General features: G+C 56.6%; 14 protein-coding genes. 7 read left to right on the top strand and 7 right to left on the bottom strand.

The annotated features are described in order from the left end of the window. Positions 1-70 precede the first annotated feature (70 nt). Together phoB and G9Q73_RS08230 are read right to left on the bottom strand one after the other, a co-directional pair. Positions 71-883 carry a phosphate regulon transcriptional regulator PhoB gene (gene phoB / locus G9Q73_RS08235; protein ID WP_177419356.1) on the bottom strand — a complete coding sequence of 271 codons (813 nt, stop codon included), beginning with the start codon at positions 881-883 and terminating at the stop codon, positions 71-73. A 75-nt stretch (positions 884-958) separates the two neighbouring features. Then, positions 959-1,324, bottom strand: a complete 366-nt coding sequence (locus tag G9Q73_RS08230; RefSeq protein WP_177419355.1) for a hypothetical protein — start codon at positions 1,322-1,324, stop codon at positions 959-961. A 218-nt stretch (positions 1,325-1,542) separates the two neighbouring features. Here G9Q73_RS08230 and G9Q73_RS08225 point away from each other — a divergent pair, with 218 nt between their 5' ends. The 5 genes from G9Q73_RS08225 to G9Q73_RS08205 all read left to right on the top strand — a co-directional run bounded on the left by G9Q73_RS08225 (position 1,543) and on the right by G9Q73_RS08205 (position 11,344). Next, on the top strand, positions 1,543-5,268 hold the full coding sequence (locus G9Q73_RS08225) for a putative Ig domain-containing protein (protein WP_177419354.1): 3,726 nt from the start codon (positions 1,543-1,545) through the stop codon (positions 5,266-5,268). A 189-nt stretch (positions 5,269-5,457) separates the two neighbouring features. Then, a complete protein-coding gene (gene argS / locus G9Q73_RS08220) occupies positions 5,458-7,218 on the top strand; it encodes an arginine--tRNA ligase (RefSeq protein WP_177419353.1) in 1,761 nt (586 codons plus the stop codon). Between the two features lie 3 nt (positions 7,219-7,221). Continuing rightward, positions 7,222-7,824, top strand: a complete 603-nt coding sequence (locus G9Q73_RS08215) for an SPOR domain-containing protein (RefSeq protein WP_177419352.1) — start codon at positions 7,222-7,224, stop codon at positions 7,822-7,824. Between the two features lie 134 nt (positions 7,825-7,958). After that, entirely contained in the window at positions 7,959-9,101 is a 1,143-nt protein-coding gene (locus G9Q73_RS08210) for an FIST signal transduction protein (protein ID WP_177419351.1), read from the top strand. Beyond that, positions 9,101-11,344, top strand: coding sequence for a GGDEF and EAL domain-containing protein (locus tag G9Q73_RS08205; protein WP_177419350.1), 2,244 nt, complete (start codon positions 9,101-9,103; stop codon positions 11,342-11,344). The genes G9Q73_RS08210 and G9Q73_RS08205 overlap by 1 nt, the downstream gene beginning before the upstream one ends. 165 nt (positions 11,345-11,509) lie before the next feature. Here the strand turns inward: G9Q73_RS08205 and G9Q73_RS08200 are convergent, their stop codons facing one another. From G9Q73_RS08200 to G9Q73_RS08185, 4 genes are all read right to left on the bottom strand, one after another. After that, positions 11,510-11,788 carry a FeoC-like transcriptional regulator gene (locus tag G9Q73_RS08200; protein ID WP_177419349.1) on the bottom strand — a complete coding sequence of 93 codons (279 nt, stop codon included), beginning with the start codon at positions 11,786-11,788 and terminating at the stop codon, positions 11,510-11,512. Beyond that, positions 11,785-14,139, bottom strand: coding sequence for a Fe(2+) transporter permease subunit FeoB (feoB, locus tag G9Q73_RS08195; RefSeq protein WP_177419348.1), 2,355 nt, complete (start codon positions 14,137-14,139; stop codon positions 11,785-11,787). Before feoB ends, G9Q73_RS08200 begins: the two co-directional genes overlap by 4 nt. Before the next feature lie 23 nt (positions 14,140-14,162). Beyond that, positions 14,163-14,429: a FeoA family protein gene (locus tag G9Q73_RS08190; protein WP_177419347.1), complete on the bottom strand. Its 267-nt coding sequence runs from the start codon at positions 14,427-14,429 to the stop codon at positions 14,163-14,165. A 150-nt stretch (positions 14,430-14,579) separates the two neighbouring features. After that, the gene (locus G9Q73_RS08185; RefSeq protein WP_177419346.1) at positions 14,580-15,284 is read right to left on the bottom strand and encodes a class I SAM-dependent methyltransferase; all 705 of its coding nucleotides are present in this window, start codon (positions 15,282-15,284) and stop codon (positions 14,580-14,582) included. A gap of 144 nt (positions 15,285-15,428) precedes the next feature. Between G9Q73_RS08185 and G9Q73_RS08180 the strand changes: the two genes are divergently transcribed. Further along, entirely contained in the window at positions 15,429-17,159 is a 1,731-nt protein-coding gene (locus G9Q73_RS08180) for a chloride channel protein (protein ID WP_304956579.1), read from the top strand. Between the two features lie 97 nt (positions 17,160-17,256). Beyond that, positions 17,257-18,168, top strand: coding sequence for a polyphosphate kinase 2 (gene ppk2, locus G9Q73_RS08175; protein WP_177419345.1), 912 nt, complete (start codon positions 17,257-17,259; stop codon positions 18,166-18,168). 207 nt (positions 18,169-18,375) lie between these two features. Here ppk2 and G9Q73_RS08170 read toward each other — a convergent pair whose 3' ends face one another. Then, positions 18,376-18,663, bottom strand: coding sequence for an RND transporter (locus tag G9Q73_RS08170; RefSeq protein ID WP_304956578.1), 288 nt, complete (start codon positions 18,661-18,663; stop codon positions 18,376-18,378). Positions 18,664-18,877 lie beyond the last annotated feature (214 nt).

Here is an 18,877-nt window from a genome sequence, read left to right as displayed (position 1 = left end):
CCAGTTTCTTTTCTACGTATTGCTCATTCTGACGTAGGCCCGACTGCTGCCGCGGATCGGGTAATAGTGATTAAGGTACCGCATGAGTTGCTGGTGCTGGTGGTTCTCCAGTCGATCTTTCACTCATTCCACAATCCCATCTGCTCCAATATGGCAAAACCGTTACAGTTCCGATCGAATGGAACAGCGTTAGGTCAGGTTGTGAAGAGAAACGGTAACCCGCACCGCACCGTCTGCACCATCGTTTCAAGTGTATAGGGTTCCAGCGCTTGCGCAGACGACGGATATGCACATCGACCGTACGCTCTTCGATATAGATATTGATGCCCCAGACCCGGTCGAGTAGTTGTGAGCGGGAGTAGACCCGCTCGCGGTGCGTCATGAAAAAATGCAGCAGGCGAAACTCAGTGGGGCCCAGTTCAACGGCTTTGTCCTGTACCATCACGCGATGGCTTGCCGGGTCGATACAGAGTCCGCTGCACTCTATCCTGCTTTCGTCAAATAGCGGGGATACACGCCGCAAAACGGACCGGATGCGTGCCAGTAGTTCACGGGCGGAGAACGGCTTGGTGACATAATCTTCGGCACCGGTCTCAAGCCCCCTGACCTTGTCATCCTCCTCGCCTTTGGCGGTAAGCATAATGATCGGAATCGATTCAGTCACCTGATCAGACTTCAAGCGGGAGGCCAGCTCAATGCCGCTCATGCCCGGCAACATCCAGTCCAGCAGGATCAGATCCGGTGGGGATTGCTGCATCCGCTTGATCGCGACCGCTGCGTCCTCCGCAACTACCACATGAAACCCCTCCTGCTCCAGAACGAAGCGAAGCATCTCAAGCACGGCAGATTCGTCATCCACCACTAAAATTGTCGGCGCAACCATCTCAGGTTCCTAAAAATGAGTTGGTGTCCAATTAAAGCGGAGTTTTGTTACACCACGATGACGATCTGACGGAATTTATGAAGTCAAACCTGGACTAACGAGCGATACTTCAACGACCGGCTGATGCTCAACTTTTGCCACGACCTGCCCTGCAACCACCGATTCATAGAATTCCGGCTGGTGATTACGGAACATGATTCCAATACCCGACTGCGACGTATGCACCACAATCCCCATCATCCGCCAGTTACGTCCGTATCTGCGAAGATCAACCTCCACCAGCACGCCGCTGGGCAACGTCAGACTCTCCGCTTCAAAGCAAATCCCCAGCATGGAACAGTTCACTGCCTTGCCGGGAAAGGCGCGCTGTTTGCGGTGCAGAATAAAACCGCCGGATGACATGGCAGTGACAGAGAAATGAAGGTCTGCTGACAATCCCACAGGAATCTAATTTCTTTTCCCGCTAAAGAAGTTTCCCAATCACCAGTCCACTCCCTCAGAGAGCCAACTGGCGCACAGACAAAATGTGAAAAAGGTCGTATTTTGCACAACTGGAAGGCTTCCTCCGTTGCTTATGGAATCTGCTCCCTAAACTTTCTGGCAGACTTGGCGTTAAATATGGACATCAACCCAGTTTTATAAATTAAAGATGTGCAGTCATGTTAAATAATACTTTTTCCAAGACCTTCCTCACCACGTTATTGGTTCTCCTGCTTGCAGCCTGTGGCGGTGGCACTACCGACGAAGGAACGGACCAGACCGCCAACAAAACCACTTTTGTCGGCAGCGTGGGCGACGGCCCGGTAGTCAACGCTCAGGTCACCCTGCGCAATGCCGCCGGCCGGATACTGGCAACCACCAGCTCCGACGCCCAGGCAGATTACCACTTCACTGTCGAGGTTCAGCCAGAGGACTACCCCCTTACAGTCGAAGCAACTGGCGGCACCGACTTGGTCACCGGAAGCGCACCCGAGTTCAATCTTCGCAGCACCATCCTGGCGCCGGAAGAAACCCGGGCAAACATGACGCCCCACTCCAGCCTGATCATGGCGTTGGCGGAAAGACTACCCGGCGGGATCAGCACCGCCAACATGCAAACTGCACAGAACACCGTCCTCACTCGATTCGCCTTCGGGCTGGACACACAGCAGATCAACGACCTGCTGCACACCGAAATTGTGGAGAACAATGTAGCCCAGATCATAAAATCATCGGAAGCGATGGGGGAGTGGCTGCGCCGCACCCGCGATGCCATCCGCGATGCAGGCACAAATCCCGGCATCGATGTCGATGAGTTGATCGGCCACTTGGCGGATGATCTTGTCGACGGCCAACTGGATGGCAGCAATGGCCAACTTCAGATCGCAGACATGGCCCAGGTCATCTCCAGTGCGGTACTGCTGGAGACCATGATCAACCAACTTCAAGTCAACGGGCTGGATGTCACCTTAGCCATGGACGACGCCATCGCGGCCATTCTGCCCGGCTCCCAGGCAGGCACTGATCACGTGATGATCACCGGTGACCTGATACAGCAGACCCGTCTTGCGCTGGCAACAGCAGGCAATTTCGACCCGACAGCAATACTCAACGACATCGACAGCGGCCTTGCTGCCCTCACTGCCGGCAGTGACGTCACCACCGTCCGCAATGGGCTTCCTGCGGACAGCACTACCCGCCTCGCAACCGCCATCCAGAATGGACTGCAGGAGATCGGCAATGCCAATCAAGCACCGGTGATCTCCGGATCGCCTGCCGGTAATGTTGCTGAAGGCTCAACCTACAGCTTCACCCCCAACGCATCCGATGCAGATGGCGATGCGCTGGTCTTCAGTATCAGCAACCCGCCGGCTTGGGCCAGTTTCAACACTGCGACTGGAAATCTATCCGGTACACCTGGTGCGGGCACGGCCGGCAGCTATGGCAATATCGGCATCAGCGTGACCGACGGCGCAGAGAGCACCTCACTGGCGGGCTTCACTATTGTCGTCAGCAGTAACAGCAATAACAACAGCGCACCAACCATCACCGGCTCACCGGCCACCGGTGTTGCCGAAAGAGCGACTTATACATTTACCCCGAGCGCATTCGATGCGGACGGTGACGCACTGAGCTTCAGCATCACCAACAGACCGAACTGGGCCGGCTTCGACCCCACCACCGGCCAACTGTTCGGCAACCCAGGCTACAATGATGCCGGGATCTGGGGCGATATCCTTATCAGCGTGACCGACGGCACGGAGAGTGCCTCACTGGCCAGCTTTTCCATCACTGTCAGCAACACAAACCAGGCACCGGTCATCAGCGGCTCACCGGCGGGCGGCGTTGCCGAGGGTTCGGCCTACAGCTTCACCCCCAGCGCCTCTGATCCGGATGGCGATAACTTGGTCTTCAGTATCGTTAACAAGCCAGTCTGGGCCGGTTTTGACACCGCCACTGGGCAGCTCTCCGGCACGCCTGGCGCCGGCACGGCCGGCAGTTATGGCAACATCCTCATCAGCGTAACCGACGGTACGGATAGCGCCTCACTGACCAGTTTTACCCTCACTGTCACCAGCACTACCAACAGCGCACCGAGCATCTCCGGCTCACCGGCCAGCAATGCCACAGAGGGCACAGCCTACAGCTTCACCCCCAGCGCCTCTGATCCGGATGGCGATAACCTGACCTTCAGTATCGTTAACAAGCCGGCCTGGGCCAGCTTCAACACCGCCAGCGGGCAGCTCTCCGGCACACCTGGCGCAGGCACGGCAGGCAGCTATAGCAATATCGGCATCACTGTCTCCGACGGTACCGATAGCGCAACACTGAACGCCTTCCAGATCACTGTCACCGCACCCGCACCAGGCGGGGACAACAACCTCTATGTCGACCCGCTCATCGGCGCATCGAGCTGCAACGACTATGATGCCAGCAGCCGTGCCTGCGGCGCAGGTTCCGAAACGGCCTTTCGCAACCTGAGCGGGGCCGCCGCAACGGCTGTCGCCGGTGAAACCGTTTTGATTCGCGAGGGCGATTACAATGAGGCGCTGATTCCGCAGAACTCCGGCACACCCGGCAACTACATCACCTATCGCAACTACGACTCGGAGCAGGCGACGATCACCGGCACCAACCTCAGTCCGGCCATCGACATCTCAAACCGCCAGTATCTCATTCTGCAGGGATTGCGGATTCACGATGTCTATCGTTGGATGTACGCCCTCAACGCCCATTACAACATCCTGCAGTACAACAGCTTCCTGCGGGCAAACCACGGCAGCACCAGCGCCAAGACCGGCCTGTTCTTTCAGGAGGCAACCCATAACAAGATTCTCAACAACACCATCGAGGACTCTTCACAGGACAACCTTGCCCTGATCAAGTCGGATCACAACGTGGTGGAGGGCAACACCTTTGTGCGCGCCAGTCACACGCTCTGGGTGATCAAGTGCGGCAACTTCAACGTGATCCGCAATAACTATTTCGATAACGAAATCCAGAAGATCGGCGAGATCTATGACTGCGATAACGTGGGCTTCGATCACGAGTTCACCCTTCACGATGCCACCAAGTACAATCTGGTGGAAGGCAATACCTTTGCCAAAACCAACGCTTATTACAGCACCTCCGGCGGCAACGGCATTCAATATGCGGGCCAAAACGGCATCATTCGCCAGAATGTCTTTTATGCGAACAACTCCGGACTCGGCATGCAGAACTACAGCCCGGAGGCCCGTTTCAACACCCACAACCGGGTCTACAACAACGTCTTCCACAAAAACCTCTGTGGCGGCATCACCACGATGGACTCTTCAGTCGGTGGCTTTGAGGACAACCTCTTCGCCAACAACATCCTCAACAGGAATACGGACTGCGAAAGGCCCGACGCTCCCTACCAGCACGTCTACCGTAACGACATGTCGGGTTATCAATTCGACAGCAACAACTTCTTCTCCGGCAACCCGGGGGATAATGTAATCGGACACTGGGGCAGCACCGGCATCTCACTGGTCGATGCGCAGAACACAAAACCGGCTTTCTACGTCAACAACCTGGAGCAGGATCCGCAGTTCGTGGATGAGGTCAACCGCGACTTCACCCTCGAACCCACGAGCCCGATGATCGATGCCGGACGGTTCCTCACCACTGCTCCGGGTAGTGGCAGCGGCACCACCCTGGTAGTCGATGATGCCGGTTACTTCTACGACGGTTTCGGCATCGACGGTGAGGCCGGGGATGAGATCCAGCTACAGGGCAGTAATGAGACTGCCATTATTGTCGGGATCAACTATGTCAGCCACACCATCACCCTCGATCGTGCATTGAGCTGGAATACCGGCCAGGGCGTTGCCCTGAAATACAACGGCAGCGCACCGGATATGGGGGCGTTTGAAACCCCTTAGCTTAATCGAACGTCTTTGCCCGATCCGCTACGCTTGATCGGGCCTACATGAAAAATGAATCATGACCAACCATCCCTGGTTGTGGCGAAATACTGTAGGTCGGTTCAAGCGTAGCGGAACCGGCACAGACGGATTCCCCCATTCCTGTTATTCTCGTCAGTTTTCCGCAGTCCAAACCGAACGAAGACGATGAAGACCCAGATCCAGTCCCTGGTTACCGGGGCGCTCCAGCAGCTCAGCGATGATGGGGTTATCCCCGCCGATGCCATCCCCGTTCCCAATATCGACCGTACCCGCGACAGCAAACACGGAGACTTTGCCACCAATGTGGCGATGGTGCTGTCCAAGGTCGCCCGCTGTAAACCCCGGGATCTGGCGGAGAAGCTGGTGGCCGCACTGCCGGACTCCGGTCAGGTGGAACGTACCGAGATCGCCGGCCCTGGCTTCATCAACTTCTATCTGGCGCCAGCTGCCTATCATCGGCTGATACCTACGATCATGGAACAGGGTTCCGCATTCGGTCGCAGCAATCTGGGCGCAGGCAAACGGGTGCAGGTGGAATTCGTCTCCGCCAACCCCACCGGCCCGCTGCACGTGGGACATGGACGCGGCGCCGCCTATGGCTCCGCTGTGGCTGACCTGCTGGAGGCGGTGGGTTATGAGGTGCACCGCGAATACTACGTCAATGATGCCGGCCGGCAGATGGATATCCTCGGCACCTCGGTCTGGCTGCGCTATCTGGAGCTGTGTGACGAGGCGTTGACCTTCCCGGCCAACGGCTACAAGGGCGACTATGTCTGGGACATCGCCGCCACCCTGCACCGGGATCATGGCGACAGCTACCGCCACAGCACTGAGGAGCTCTTCGACAACATTCCCGCCGACGAGCCGGAGGGCGGCAACAAGGAAAAGCACATCGACGCCCTGGTCCAACGCGCCAAAGAGCTGCTCGGCGATAATCGCTACCGGTTCGTATTCGAGCTTGGGCTCAATACCATTCTCGATGACATCCGCGATGACCTCTCACTGTTCGGCGTCGACTTCGATGAGTGGTACTCGGAACGCACCCTGATGGAGAGCGGTGCGGTCAACAAGATGATCGAGCGCCTGCGCAAGTCGGACCACGTCTACGAAGAGGGCGGCGCCCTCTGGTTTCGCTCCACCGCCTTCGGCGACGAGAAGGACCGGGTAGTGGTGCGTGACAACGGCCAGACCACCTATTTCGCCTCCGACATCGCCTATCACATGGACAAGCTGGAACGCGGCTTCGACCGGGTGATCGACATCTGGGGCGCGGATCATCACGGTTACGTACCCCGTGTGCGCGCCGCATTGAAGGCTCTGGGCGATGACGACAGCAAGCTCGACGTGCTGCTGGTGCAGTTCGCCATCCTCTATCGGAACGGAGAGAAGGTACCGATGTCGACCCGCTCAGGCTCCTTCGTCACCCTGCGAGAGTTGCGCAAAGAGGTGGGGGCCGATGCCGCCCGCTTTTTCTACATGATGCGCAAGTGCGAGCAACATCTCGACTTCGACCTGGATCTGGCAAAATCCCAGTCCAGCGACAACCCGGTCTACTATGTGCAGTATGCCCACGCACGCATCTGCAGCGTATTACGCCAAGCCGCAGACAGGGGGATCGACGTTCAGCCCAGCGCCGGCACTGAGAACCTGGATTGTCTCACCGAAGCCCACGAGCAGGCCCTGCTGGTCACCCTGGCCAAGTACCCTGAAGTGGTGGAAGCTGCCGCCACCCACGAAGAGCCACACCAACTCACGCACTATATGCGCGATCTTGCCAACGATTTTCATACCTACTACAACGCACACAAATTCCTGATTGATGATACTGCCCTGCGTGACGCCCGCATGAAACTGATCCTGGCCACCCGTCAGGTATTGCGCAATGGCCTGCTGCTGCTCGGTGTCTCCGCCCCGGAGAGCATGTAACCCATGGTCGACTACAAGCGCCGCGCCGCGCCGAAACAAAAAAACAAAAAACACCATGGCAACTGCAGCCTCTGGTTTTTTTCCGGTTTCATCGTCGGGGCATTTATCATGGGACTGGTATGGCTGAAGCTGGGCCAGGATCTGGCAGAGGGACACATCCCCGGGGTTACGCCGCCAAAACCCACGGCAACGCATCCCAGGCAGACTGAACCGGAACAGCAAGAGGCGCCTAAACCACGCTTTGATTTCTATACCATCCTGCCGGAAATGGAGGTGGTGATCCCGGAGGATGAGATCATCGAAAGCGAGGTGCCGGCAAGACCCGCCCCCCCGACCCGACCCGACAAGAAGCCGACTGTGATACAGGGGGTCTCCTACATCCTGCAGATGGGCTCGTTCCGTAAACATGCAGACGCCGACCGCATGAAGGCGAGGCTCGCCCTGATCGGCATCGAGACGGAGATCCAAAAGGTCAGCATCAACAACCGGGACACCTACCACCGGGTTCGCAGTGGCCCCTACAACAGCCGTCAGCGGCTTAATGAGGCGCTCAAACTGGCTAAAGAGAACCGCATCAGCACACTGGTGATAAAACTCAAAAAATAGCCCATAATCTTTCCGGGTACACCTTGATCGCCGGCACAAATCCGACGCAAGAACAAAAGTCCTAATGTTTCGGCGCTTTGAGCCGATAAAGGCTGTACCCTTGATCAACGATCAATGTCTGATGAGTTTGCACCATGGAACTTGAAACCTACCGTTTCACTCCCGGCAACGGCTGGGACAGGGAACCTGACCACAACCTCGACTCCCCGAATACCCTCGTGCTTTTTTTCGGGGCGCCCGATTACTCGCTGATCGAAGACGCCGTATCGTGGCTGGAGGGGCGCTTCGCCCAAAGCGTCATACTCGGCTGCTCATCCGCCGGAGAGATATTCGGCGATGAACTCTCCCTCAACGGTCTGGTAGTGGCGGTACTCCGCTTTCGGGAGACCCGCCTCAGGGTTGCCTGCACCGAGCTGGCACAAACCAGTGATTCATCTCGCGTGGGACATCAAATCTCATCCGCGCTGTTGGACACCGATCTACAGGGCATACTGGTATTATCCGAAGGCCTCGGCGTCAACGGCAGCCAGCTGATCGAAGGCATCAATAGCTCACTGCCGAAGCACATCACAGTCACCGGCGGTCTGGCTGGGGACGACGACCGGTTCGAGCAGACCTGGGTCTGGCATGACGGGCTTCGCAGCGCCAAACTGATCTGCGCATTGGGCCTGTACGGCTCCAAGATATCCATCGGATACGGCTCGAAGGGGGGATGGGATCTGCTGGGCCATGAACGGGAGGTTACCCGTTCAGTCGACAACATACTCTACGAACTGGATGGGCAACCCGCACTTGATATCTACAAACGTTATCTTGGAGAGCGCGCCTCCGGTCTGCCGGCCACTGGTCTGCTGTTTCCACTCTCCATGCGAGACCAGGAGACCACAGACGACCCCAAGGTGCGCACCATCCTGGCTGTCGACGAGACCGAACAGTCAATCACCTTCGCCGGTGATATTCCGCAGGGCAGCTTCGTCCGCCTGATGCGCGCCAATTTCGACCGCCTGATCGACGGCGCGGCCACAGCCGTCGAAGAGATCGACCTCAGCCGTTATCACGGAGGCCCGGTCCTCTGCATCGCCATCAGCTGTGTGGGACGCAGGCTGGTGCTCGGTGAACGCACGGAAGAGGAGATAGAGGCAACCCTGGAGGGATTGCCCGCAGAAACCAGGCAGATCGGTTTCTACTCCTACGGCGAACTCTCCCCTTTGAGCAGCGGACGCTGCGACCTGCACAATCAGACCATGACCCTGACCCTGATCTGGGAAGATGAATAATGCACCGCCTGTTGCGCCGGCAGCTTAAAAAGTCTGGCCTCGACCCTGCTTCAGAGACCGCCCCCACCCTGGATCAGTGGCGTAAATTACTGCCGCACATCGACCGTGCCTATGGGCAGTCGGACCAGGATCGCTACACCCTCGAACGATCCCTGACCATCTCCTCCGACGAGATGCATGAACTCTATAAGCGACTCAAAGACTCAACCGAGGCACGATGGGGAGCGATCGCCAATGCGCTGCCGGATCTGCTCTTTCTACAGGATGCACAGGGCATCTATCATGAGATCTTCTCAGAGGCCCGGGACGACAAACTCTTCCGTCCCGAGAATGAGATCATCAACAAACACCCCAAAGAGATCTTCCCTCCAAAGGTTGCAGACACCTTCATGGCATTGCTGCAGAAAGCGCTGGATACGCAGGAGGTGCAGATCCTCGAATATGAACTGGATGTTCCAGCAGGCAGACGCTGGTTCGAGGCTCGCATGACGCCGACCAAGTTGCGACTCAACGGAGAACAAACGGTGATCACTCTGGCCAGGGACATCACCGACAGAAAACAGGCGGAGGTTCGCCGGCGGCTCGCCTCCACCGTATTCGAGGCCGTCACCGAAGGCATGGTGATCCTCGATCGGGAACACCATATTATTTTCGTCAACAGTGCATTCACCTATATCACAGGTCGCTCGGAAGCTGAAGCTGTCGGGAAAGAACCACGCTTTCTGCAAAGCGGCGCAAGCGAGGAAAAGCTTCGTATCATCTGGTCTATTGTCGACGCCAAGGGCAGTTGGCGCGGGGAGATACAGAGCCGCCGCACCAATGGTCAGATCTACCACCTTTGGCTCAGCATCAACGCAGTCAAAGACAGCAATGAGAGAATAACCCACTACGCCCTCGTTCTAAGTGATATCTCAGAACTCAAGCGCTCCCAGGAAGAGCTGGAATATATTGCCACCCACGATCCTTTGACTCACCTGCCGAATCGCACGTTGTTTCACGAACAGCTGGAACAGGCGATACACCGCTCGAAGCGAGTCAACCGCAGAGGCGCCGTCTTCTTCCTTGATCTGGACCGTTTCAAAAACATCAACGATACATTGGGACACCATGTTGGCGACGACCTGCTCTTCCAGGTTGCGGAGAGACTGCGCCAGACAGCCCGCGAAGAGGACATGATCGCCCGGATCGGCGGCGATGAGTTCACCTTGGTCATAGAGAATCTGCAACGGGCAGAAGATGCCGCCATGGTTGCAAAAAACCTGTTGCAGACCTTTTCGGCACCCTTCCCGCTAAAAGGGTATGAACTGGAGATCTCCGCCAGTATAGGCATCAGCATCTTTCCCGATGACGGCGATGAGATCAGCCAACTGACCAAACAGGCGGATTCCGCCATGTACAGCGCCAAGGAGCAGGGCCGAAACACCTTTCGCTTCTTTACCCAGAAGTTGACTGATACCGCCTTCGAGTTTTTTGATTTGGAGATCAGCCTGCGCAGGGCGCTGGAACTCGGCCAGTTCTTTCTGCTCTACCAGCCGCAATACGATCTGATCAGCGGCGAACTCATCGGTGTCGAAGCCCTGATACGGTGGAACCATCCCGGTATGGGGCTGGTCTCACCCGACCGTTTCATCCCCATCGCAGAGGTCAGCGGCCTTATCGAACCCATCGGAGAATGGGTGCTGCAAACCGCTGCCACCCAGGCGATCCAGTGGGACAGGGCGGGACTGAAGCCCTTTCCCGTTAGCGTGAACCTCTCCCGGCGCCAGCTCAACAATCCCGGACTGGTCGATATGGTGAGCAATATTCTCGAAACGACCGGTCTGCCGGGCGAACGTCTGGAACTGGAGATCACCGAGAGCGCCCTGCTGGAGACAGAAGAGCGGGCCTGCAGCAGCCTGGAAAAACTGCGTGCGCTGGGATGCAGCATTGCCATAGACGATTTCGGGACAGGTTACTCATCACTCGCCAACCTCAAGCTCTTCCCGCTGGACAGGCTCAAGATCGACAAATCCTTCGTCTGCGGCGTGACCAAAGACCCAAATGACGAAGCAATCATTCGCGCCAGCATTGCACTCGGCAACAGTCTGCAACTCAGCGTAATCGCAGAAGGGGTGGAGACCGAGGCCCAACGCGACTTCCTGCTAAAAGAGGGATGCCGGGAGGTGCAGGGGTTTCTGTTCAGTCAGCCGGTGGAGGCGAAGAGGATTGAGGAGATGGAAAGAAGGTTAAAGGCTAAAGGCTAAAGGCTAAAGGCTGGCAAATCAAAGATTTTCCTGGATCTTGTGTCAAACATGTAGGCCCGATCAAGCGCAGCGGATCGGGCATTCAGACTTTTGTAGAACCATTTAGGTTGCCGGTTCCGCTGCGCTTGAACCGGCCTACGGTACTTTAGCCTTTTGCCTTTCTTTTCATTCCCCCGGACAACCGGCATTGAACTCCACCGGCACCACCTGAACTGCCTCGCCGGATCCGCCCCAACTGTAGACCTCGGTGGTCGCGGGGTCGCATTTATCGCAGCTTGAACCGCAGGAGGCATAGACGCTGTGCTTCTGCACCCGGCCCTTGCGAATCCAGTGTTCGAGCATACCGCGCACCGCGTCAGGGTCGGCATCGAAGTGCATGGCGATATCCGCCAGGCTCGCCTGTTTGCGCGCTATCAGGTAACGTTTGATATCTGCAAGAATCATATCTCAACCCCCTGCATCTCCCGCTGCTCCCGTTGTGACCAGAAACGCAATCCAATGACGACTATCACCAACAGGGTCAGCAACCCAACGATCCATGCCATGGCGCTCTCTGGATGTCGGGAGTAGGTGGCAGCCTGATAGAAGATACTCGACGCCATGAATGCAACACCGGTGGTCCAGGCAGCCACAAAGGCCGCCCAAGCGCCGCCCGCCTCCCGCTTGATCGCACCGATGGTGGCAATACAGGGAAAATAGAGCAGGATAAAGAGCAGATAGGCGAAGGCGCCCGCCTGTCCGTCGAAACGCGCTGCCATGGCGCCGAAGAGACTGACATCCACCGCCTGGGCCTCTGCGGCCGCCTCTACAGAACTAACATCACCCACGTTGAGGGCCAAAGGATCGCCCAACAGATCTTTCACCCCCACAAGGTTCTCGGGCACCGTGGCTGCAGCCTCGAGCAGCGCCTGCCAAAAGTCGAAGGGGGCCGCCTCTGTCACTCCGTTCTCTGCGGCGGCCAACCCGGTATAGAGGGAGTTCAGGGTGCCAACCACCGCCTCTTTGGCCAAAACACCGGTAAAGATACCCACGGTCGCCGGCCAGTTGTCCTCTTTGATACCCAGTGGTGCAAACAGGGGTGTCAGCAGTTTACTGGCCGCACTGAGTACCGATTTCTCTGAGTCCTCATTACCGAAGGAGCCGTCCGTACCGATGGAATTAAGCACATTGATCGCCAACACCATGAGGATAATCACCCGCCCTGCCTCCTTGATGAAGAGTCGGACCCGATCCCAGGTGCGCAGGGCGACCCCCTTTGCCGTCGGCATATGGTAAGGGGGAAGTTCCATCATGAAACCGGTACTCTCACCCGAAAGCAGTGTCCGCTTCATGATCATTCCGGTGAGAATCGCCACCGTGATACCGATCATGTAGAGCCCAAAAACCAGGTTCTGGCCATTGGTGGGAAAGAAGGCTGCGGCAAAGAGCGCATAAACAGGCAGTCGCGCCCCACAGGACATGAAAGGGTTCATCAGGATCGTCAGCTTGCGCTCACGAACACTCTCCAGGGTACGGGTCGCAAGCACCGCCGGCACATTGCAGCCGAAGCCCACGATCATCGGCACGAACGCCTTGCCCGGCAGACCTATGGAACGCATGAAGCGATCCATCACAAAGGCGGCGCGGGCCATGTAGCCGGTATCCTCCACCACCGAGAGAAAGAGATAGAGGGCAGTGATGATGGGGATAAAGGTGGCCACCACCTGAACGCCGCCACCCACTCCGTTGGCGAGCATCACCACCATCCAGTCGGGGAAACCGATATCGAAGAGCAGCAGGCCGAAGCCGTCGACAAAGATAGCCCCGGCCACGCCATCGAAAAAGTCGATAAAGGCGCCACCGATATTGATGGCAAACATGAACATCAGGTACATCACCGCCAGAAAGACCGGAATGCCGAAGATACGATTCAATACCACTTTGTCGATGCGGTCACTGAGCGTCTTGCCCGCCTTACCGCGCTCATGTACCACGGTCTGCGCCAAGGCGTGAGCATGACCGTAACGGGCATCGGCGATGTGGATATCCGCCTCTTCGCCTGCACGATTCTCTATGGCCTGCTGCCACTCATTCACTTTCGTCTCGAGAACAGCGTTGGCATGACTCAATGCAAAGGCATCCTCCTCCAGCATCTTCAGCAGTATCCAGCGACGTTTGGCCCGCTCCGGCATCTCTTGCAGCAGCGGCTCCATCTCTGTAATCGCCTGCTCCACCACCTCTTCCTGTGCCAGAGCAAAACCGCCGCTGACAGCACCGGAGGCAAGATCCTGAATCGCCCCCTTCAGTTTGATGATGCCCTCCCCGGTCACTGCGACGATAGGCAGTACGGGACAACCCACTTCACTACTGAGCTTTTCAAAATCGATATCGATGCCGCGCTTGCGCGCCACATCCATCATGTTGGCAGCGATCAGCAGGGGTACCCCCATCTCCAGCATCTGTACCGTGAGATAGAGGTTACGCTCCAGATTGGCTGCATCGACAATATTGATGATCAGGTTCGCATCCCGCGATAACAGATAGTCACGGGTCACCTGTTCATCCAGGGAGGCGGCGTCGAGGGAATAGATACCTGGCAGGTCGATGACGGTGACATCGTCACCCTCAAGATCGAAATGGCCCTCTTTTCGGTCCACCGTGACACCGGGCCAGTTGCCGGTACGCTGCCGGATGCCAGTCAGGACATTGAAGAGTGCTGACTTGCCACAGTTGGGATTTCCCGCCAGGGCGATTGTCAAGGGTTTGTCGCCCGACGACCGGACAGGCGTCTGCTCGTCGTTTTCACAACAGCCCATGATTACCTTTCGAATCTATGTATCTACGGTGTGCTGTTGTCCAGGAGTGACATCAGCAGCTTCTCGGCCACGCCGCCCCCAAGGGCCACGCGCACACCGCCATTTGCCACCACGACCCCGCGACCCCGGTGCTGAAGCACATCCACCTCCGAGCCAACTCGCAGACCAAGGCTAAGCAGACGCCGCGTCATCTGACGTCCTCCCTTCACCTCAAGGATGCGGGCATGCGCGCCTACCGGCAGGGTAGCCAGTGAGACGGTTTCGGTGACAGATTCAGTTCCCAGACTCATCGCAGACACTATGAAAATACCTAAATAATTATGATTCTCATTTAAGCAGGTTTAACCCCGCATGACAAGAGGGAAGAATTACATAATTTAACCATAAACTGATATGACAGCGATCAACTTGCCATGCCCTCTGGACGTATTGAAGGCGCACTACATAGGCTTAATCAACAGATCCACCCGATGGGGCTTCAGAAAATGCGCGCCATCCGCGCTCATGTGGGCCATGAATGCACTGCGGATCTGCTCAAATCGCGCCTCATCGATATCCAGCTTGGTATGAGTCACCTTGAGAAAGCGCGATTCGAACTCATCCCAGGTATAGGTGCCGGGCACTTCGAAGAAGAGCTCCTGCCGCAGGTCGAATACACCGGATGACACCTCTGTTTTGATGGCATTAAAGGCCAGCTGACGCACCTTTTTCTCATCGTGGATGAGCGACATCAAAGCATTGAACGAACCGGTATAGACCGGCTCAGAGAAGTAGGCCACCCCCCCTGGCTTCAATACCCGGTGGATCTCCCGCATCGCGGCCGGCATCAGCTCGGCTGGGACATGATGCAGTGACTTCAGCATCCACACAATATCAATGCTGTTGTTCGGTTCACTGATCGCCTGTGCCCCTTCCATACGAAAATCCACGTTCCGCAAGTTCAACTGCAGGTTTTTCTCATGCTGTACCCGATCGACCTCCGTGGCGATAAAGCGGGAGGTCGGATAGCGCTCCGCCAACTGCCGGGTGGTCCAGGCAGCACCGCATCCCAGTTCCAGGATACGGGCGTTATCCAACGGCAGGAGCCGCTCCATCAGCGCCTGTTCTGTAGAGGTTTCATAGGCATTCGGCTTGTGAAGTTGCATGGTTTCGGCTGACAAAAGTCACGGGCTCCGTTAAGGTTTAGGTCTGATTGAATGCGATTTCATTTCGCGGACGTACCATTTTACTACAGATGGAGCAGAGCGGTTCACACGCCCTCTCTGTCTCAACCCTGGGATCTCAAAAACTTGCTGTCCGAACAACTGGCAAACTGGATGCACCGCATTCGCATTCACCTCTCCAGACCGGATGCGCTGATACAGCTCTCAGGCCTGGGTCTGATCACCGGTTTTCTTGCGGGCGGTGTAATCGTTGCCTTCAGACTGGCGGTGGAAGGCAGCCAGGCCGGACTACTGCCTGGTGGTCTGCCGGAAAATTACGAGGCACTGCCGCCATTATTGCGCTTCCTGCTACCGGTCATCGGCAGTCTATTGTTGGGGTTCATTTTTCACAATTGGTCTAAAGGTCTCTATGTTCTCGGCATTGCCCGGGTAATGGAACGACTCGCCTACCACCAGGGCTATCTCACCCTACGCGAATTCATACTGCAGTTTGTTGGTGCTGCGATCGCCATCATCAGCGGGCATTCAGTCGGCCGGGAGGGACCCCACGTTTTTCTTGGCGCAGCCAGCGGCTCACTGCTCGGACAGCAACTCTCACTCCCCAACAACACCATCCGCACACTGGTCGGCTGTGGCACTGCGGCAGGCATCGCAGCCTCTTTCGACACCCCACTTGCCGGGGTGATCTTCGCCCTGGAGGTGGTAATGATGGAATACACCCTGGCCAGCTTCATGCCCATCATCCTCGCGGCCGTCAGTGCCAACAGCATCGCCATCTACTTTCTCGGTGACGAACGCGCTTTCGATATGTCAGTGCTGACCTTGGGGTCGATGCAGGAGCCGCCGATTCTGCTGCTGCTCGGACTCGTCGTAGGTACGGCAGCAGCCGGCTTCAACCAGCTTATCCAGGTCACTTCCACCTACAGCAAGCCGCTGGTCTTCTGGCAACGCACCCTGCTGGGGGGCATTATCGTCGGTCTTTTGGGAGTCATCGTCCCCCAGGTGCTGGGCATTGGCTACGACACAGTCAACGACATCCTGCTTGGAGAACTTGCTATTGAACTGCTTTTGGTCCTGGTTTTTGCCAAGATGCTCGCCACTTCCGCCAGCATCGGCCTGGGCATACCTGGCGGCATGATCGGGCCTGCGCTCTTTATTGGCGCAGCCATCGGTGGCTTTATTGCGCCGCTCACCGGACTCCTAATAGATGGGGATGTTTCTGACCCGGGTCTCTACGCACTGATCGGCATGGGTGCCATGATGGGCGCCAGTCTGCAGGCGCCGCTTGCTGCGCTGACCGCCATCGTCGAACTTACCTTCAGCCCGCAGATCGTGATGCCCGGCATGCTGGTGATCGTGGTAGCCAGTCTCACCAGCAGCGAACTCTTCCGCAAACAGTCCCTCTTTATCACCATCCTCAAATCGAGCGGCCTTGATTATCGTACCGACCCGGTGATGCAGTCACTGCGGCGTGTCGGCGTTGCCAGCGTGATGAATAACAATTTTCTGCGCTGTGAGAGGGAGATGGATCACACCTCCGCCAACCATATTATAAAACTGGCGACTGAGTGGCTGGTTATCAACAAAGAAGATGAACCCGCCATCCTGATGCGGGGCCTCGATCTTGCGCGGTATCTGGAGGAGTCCGAGGAACAGAATATAGACTTGCTCTCTATTCCGGCACGGCGCTATCAGCTTGCCGGCGTGACGATGCAGGCCAGTCTGCAGGAAGCCCGCGAAAAACTTCAGGAGAGCGGCGCGGAAGCACTCTTCGTGGAGCGGCAAAAACATCGTGGCGCATATCGTATCTTGGGTATCCTGACCCGGGAGCAGATTGACTCAGCCTACCGTTTTTGACCCTGGTCATCTACCCCGCCGATAGTACGGCAAGCCGCTGCAAAAAAGCATATTATATGCGTCTTGTTTGGACACAACGACTAATAGGACAACGATCATGAATGACGTCCAGAACCCTGAAAACATCATCTACAACGACCAGTCTATCCGCCTGGATGAACTACTGCAGGAGCATGATCGTCTAGTATCAGAAAACACGAATTTAAAGAAGAGAAATAAGAAGGCCATCCGCCGCTTCAACCGGGAAGAGCAGCTAAAACCCTATCAGGCTGAACTGATCAAGATGCAGCAGTATCTTGAGTCCACCGGCACTCGTTTTGTCATTCTGTTCGAGGGAAGAGACGCAGCGGGCAAGGGCGGCACCATTCGCCGTGTTACCCGCTACATGAACGAGAAACACTACCGTATCGTCGCCCTCGGAAAACCTACTGAAGTGCAGAAGACCCAATGGTTTTTCCAGAAATATGTGACCCAATGTCCCCGTGGTGGTGAAGTCGTACTCTTCGACCGCAGCTGGTACAACCGTGCAATCGTTGAACCCATTTTCGGATTCTGTACGCCTGACGAGCACGAAAATTTTATGATCGGCGTAACCGGTTTTGAGAAGGATTTGGTGCGCCAGGGCACTATTCTGGTGAAACTCTACTTTTCCGTTTCCAAAGAAGAGCAGGCTCGCCGCTTCGAACGCCGCAAGACCGACTCTCTGCGGCAGTGGAAACTCTCCGAGATCGACGTCCAGGCCCAGGATCGATGGGACGAGTTCACAAACCAGAAGTATGAGATGTTAAAACGCACCAATACAACTCACTCACCCTGGACCATTATTCGCTCTATCGACAAACACCAGGCCAGGCTCAATGCCATGAAAGTGATCCTGAACGCCGTGCCTTACGAGCGGCTTGACCCAACACTCGACTTCGTACCGAGCCACGATGTCGTCATCTCCGGCTCCCGTGAACTGGAACTGATGGAAGCCCAGCGCCTCCAAAGCGGAAAGTTCGTGGGGTGAGCCGTGACCGAAGGTCCAGTGGACCTTCGAAGTACGGACAGGAAATCCGGGGCGGGGGTTAAAAAGAACGCTTATGCTCCGCCAGGGATTGCAGCTCGCATCTTCTTTACGAAGAAGCCCACCGCCTGTAGGCCCGATCAAGCGCAGCGGATCGGGCATTCGGTGCTACGGTTTACGATGACCACCGCAAAAAAGTTTCAAGCCCTCTCACCCAGCCGTATCCGCCCCTTTCGTCCCGCGAATCAATTTCAACACCAAAATCAGCATTGGGGTTCCATGCATCAGTAGATCGAAGATGTCGATGGGACGGGAGAGCGTGCCGTCGGCCAGCATCTTGAGTTTTTCCCATAGATGCGGCTCAGGATAGAACGGGGCCAACGCCAGCAGAACTGCTGGCAATACAATCATTTGTAATGGAATCTTATCTAACCAGGACATCATTGACGGTTCTCTTTCATATACATTCTCGGCAAAGTTTACGGTATCGATCTGCATCTGCAGCACTGAAACAGCAGGCGGTCGCAAAATCATCCACCTGCCTCTCTCGGCTGCAAGACGTCGGCAGCCTCACTTTTAACTGGGGTAGCCGCAGACGCCCGTACTGATCGCAGGAAAAATCAATCGCTGGCGACGCCATGCGCTTTTTGCCACAGCGGTGATTCACGGTAGCAGGATGTCAGCGCTGATCATCCCAACAATAAATGGCGTA

The sequence above is a fragment of the endosymbiont of Lamellibrachia barhami genome (genome assembly GCF_011947365.2).
Taxonomy (GTDB): domain Bacteria; phylum Pseudomonadota; class Gammaproteobacteria; order Chromatiales; family Chromatiaceae; genus QGON01.
The sequence above is the reverse complement of the archived record's forward strand: the minus strand, read 5'-3'. Positions and strand labels throughout refer to the sequence as shown.